This window comes from Vibrio sp. M260118 (genome assembly GCF_036533755.1).
Classification (GTDB): Bacteria; Pseudomonadota; Gammaproteobacteria; order Enterobacterales; family Vibrionaceae; genus Vibrio.
In genome coordinates, this window is the sequence record NZ_JATABG010000375.1 from 1 (window position 1) to 3,304 (window position 3,304).

The 3,304-nt window shown below is 44.2% G+C and carries 4 protein-coding genes; 2 read left to right on the forward strand and 2 right to left on the reverse strand.

Annotation, left to right across the window (positions count from 1 at the left end; all coding sequences use genetic code 11):
* Nucleotides 1-168 precede the first annotated feature (168 nt).
* On the forward strand, nt 169-438 hold the full coding sequence (locus QTO00_RS16950; protein WP_331425830.1) for a DUF2960 domain-containing protein: 270 nt from the start codon (nt 169-171) through the stop codon (nt 436-438).
* A 52-nt stretch (nt 439-490) separates the two neighbouring features.
* Here the strand turns inward: QTO00_RS16950 and nagK are convergent, their stop codons facing one another.
* Together nagK and QTO00_RS16960 are read right to left on the reverse strand one after the other, a co-directional pair.
* Entirely contained in the window at nt 491-1,399 is a 909-nt protein-coding gene (gene nagK / locus QTO00_RS16955; RefSeq protein ID WP_331425831.1) for an N-acetylglucosamine kinase, read from the reverse strand.
* Between the two features lie 144 nt (nt 1,400-1,543).
* The gene (locus QTO00_RS16960; RefSeq protein WP_331425832.1) at nt 1,544-2,284 is read right to left on the reverse strand and encodes a tRNA-uridine aminocarboxypropyltransferase; all 741 of its coding nucleotides are present in this window, start codon (nt 2,282-2,284) and stop codon (nt 1,544-1,546) included.
* Between the two features lie 70 nt (nt 2,285-2,354).
* On the opposite strand from QTO00_RS16960, the gene QTO00_RS16965 reads away from it, so the two are divergent.
* Nucleotides 2,355-3,143: a sterol desaturase family protein gene (locus QTO00_RS16965; protein ID WP_331425833.1), complete on the forward strand. Its 789-nt coding sequence runs from the start codon at nt 2,355-2,357 to the stop codon at nt 3,141-3,143.
* Nucleotides 3,144-3,304 lie beyond the last annotated feature (161 nt).

A 3,304-nucleotide genomic window follows, 5' to 3' on the forward strand; every position in this document is an offset into this window, starting at 1 on the left:
CAAGTATCTATGTTTATCCTACCACCTAGGAGAGAGGACAGAAGTTACCCTCGTTGGGTTAAGTTGAAGCCTAAGAAATATGCAATAAATAGAAAAAATGCCAGTCAGCTTAACTGACTGGCATTACAGCCAAGCTGGCCTTTTATTTTGACTGTTTTGGAACCACTTATGGCGCGCACAATCCTGTACACCTACAAAGATGAAGAGAAGCCTCTAACCTTTTCTTACCAGCAACATCGTAATATTCACGAAGCTGTCGCTGAAGCTGAGGGTATCGACATTACTGATTATTTGAAGATGGAACAGCAAATTGAAGCGATTTCTGACACGAAAGCGGTTCGTAACTATCGCGATAACCACTTCAAGAAACTTGGTTTTGGGCGTATTACCCTTCAACAAAAAGAAAACTTAGGCGTTGGTAAAAAAGACAAACCTTAACAAAGACACAAAAAAGGGCTGCAACCGCAGCCCTTTGAGTATCTATTTGGTGTTACTTGATGTTCAAGGACGCCGCACCACGAACGCCGCCTGAATCACCGTGTTTTGCTTTGATGATTTTCGGACACTTAGCCACTGAAAGTAGGTGTTTTGGTACACGCTTTGGCATCTCTTCGTAAATGAGTTCGAAGTTAGAAAGGCCACCACCAAGCGCAACAACATGTGGGTCGTTAGCAGTAAAGATGTTAGCGAAACAGATCGCCAATAGCTCCATAAAGCGCTCTACGTGCTCACATGCTTTCTCTTCACCTGCTTCGTACGCTTTAATGATCTCGATTGCTTTCTTCTCTTCACCGAAGTAATGAGCGTAGATAAGTTCGAAACCGCGACCTGATAAGTAGCTATCTAGACAGCCCTTGTTACCACAACCACAGCCAAGCAAAGGCGCATTTTCACCTAAATGGAACCAAGCGTCGATTGGTAGGCGCATATGACCGAGTTCGCCTGCTACGTGGTTACGACCAGAGAATACTGCACCGTCGTAGATCAAACCGCCACCAAAACCAGTGCCAAGGATCAAGCCCATTACTGAAGGCTCATCTTTTAACTCTTCATCCCACGCTTCAGATAGAGCAAAACAGTTAGCATCGTTTTCGATTTTAACACTACGGCCGATCTTTGCTTCTAAATCTGCGCGCAAAGGTTTACCTTTTGCAGCTGGTACGTTAACAGTTAAAACCGTTGCGTCATCTGCATCTTCCATACCTGGTAAGCCAAGACCAATCTTACCTTCACAACCAAGTTCTTGATCGTATTTACTAACCAAACCCGCAATGGTTTCTACCAATAGCGCGTAATCATCCGTTGGCGTTGGTACTCGCTCAGTCGCAACTCGCTCTAGATTTTCGTTAAATGCACCAAATTCAATCTTGGTGCCACCAACGTCAAAGCCGTAGTACATCTCATCTCTCCCAGAAAAATAACTCAAAAATCGGTTTAATCTGCCTATTATCCATATTGCTACGCCTACAAACTGTGATTTAGCACCAATTTACCCTCTAGATGCGACCAACTGCGCAGCCTGTGTACAACGAGTTGTCATCATTTAGAGGGGTTTCTCGTTTCTGGTCTGGTTAATGAAACGATTCAGAGCGGGTTTGGTTTCATCTGGCTTAATTCGTGTCTTACTATTCATGTAGCTTTCGCGAAAAACCTCAAACCATGCTTGCATCGTTGTCGCTAACGACTCGTGACCAAATGCGTCAAATACTAGGCTTGCTACCTCAGCTGTCGCTAAGTGTTGTTCGTTGTCTGAACGGCGCATCATGTAATTAGAAACCGAATCAGGGCTAATCGACATCACTGGCAGTTGGTCTATATAGGGTGATTTGTTAAACATGCGTCTTGCCTCGCGCCAACTGCCGTCGAGGAATATAAACAGCGGCACTTTGCTACCAAATGTTGTTACGGCGTCACTAGTAACTAGTCTTTTCTTGTCTGCAACATACTCATCGGGGAAGACAACAATTGGCTGATATTTAGGGTTGCTCAGTACAGAAAGCATCTCTTGCGACGGTTCTGTTCGGCTCCATTGATACGCGTACCCATCTTTAACCGTATCGAGAATCAAGCGACCAGTATTACTTGGCTTAAAGACCTCATTCTCCGATAGGATGAGCATCACCGCAATATCACTCTCTACATCGGGCTGGTACTCACACAAGCAGTCTTTTTCTGCCACTTGGCAATATTTGCAGCGCGCAACTTTACTACCGCGTGCAATAAATGGTTTGGTAGAAAGGTCTAAACGGTGTTGATACAAGTGATGAAAGGCGTGGATTCTCATGGTGTATCGTAGATAATGGTCAGGGGTGAGCCAGTTTACTCACCAAAGCGCAAGTTGCAAGGAATACACAATGCAAAACCCCGAAATGATTCGATTGAGTTTCTTCCTATCCGTCTTAGTGTTGTGCGGGATATGGGAATGGCTTACGCCTCGCAAGAAGCTTACTCAAAGCAAGCTCTATCGCTGGTTAAACAACTTAGGATTGATCGCATTTAATTCAATGTGCCTAAGTTTATTGATGCCGATCCTTGCTATTGAAGCTGCGATCTGCGCTGCCAATAATGGTCTGGGCTTATTGAATCAGCTACAACTGCCAATTTATGTTGAATTGTTAATTGCAGTGGTGCTAATGGATTTAGCGATCTATTTGCAACACTTAGTATTTCATCGTCTACCTATCTTATGGCGCTTACACCGTATGCATCATGCCGATCAAGATATCGACGTAACCACCGGAACTCGATTCCATCCTATCGAGATACTCCTTTCAATGTGGATCAAAGTTGGACTGGTGATGGCGCTTGGTATCTCTCCAATTGCAGTGGTGGTGTTTGAGATTATCCTTAACGCGAGCGCGATGTTTAACCACAGCAACGCCTACTTACCACTTAAGCTCGACAATTGGCTGCGCAAAATGATTGTTACCCCGGATATGCACCGCGTTCATCATTCGGTGATCGTTAAAGAGACACACTCTAATTTTGGCTTCTTCCTATCGTTCTGGGATAGAGCATTCGACACCTATCGTGAACAACCAGAACTGGGTCATGATGAAGTAAAAATTGGCATTCCTCTGTTCCAAAGCCCAAGCGAACAACGGCTAGATAAAATGCTGACTCAGCCATTCAGACAAAAATAAAAGGAGCAATATGCTCTAATGCCGTTCACTTAAGGTGAGCGGCATTGTTTTTTCTAGGGTATCGGCTTGGTTTTTTCTTCACTACTCTAGGGAAGGATCTTTCCCGTCTTGGCTCTAATATTAAACTCTCGCTTATTGAGTAAAAGTTCTGAAGTTGCCTA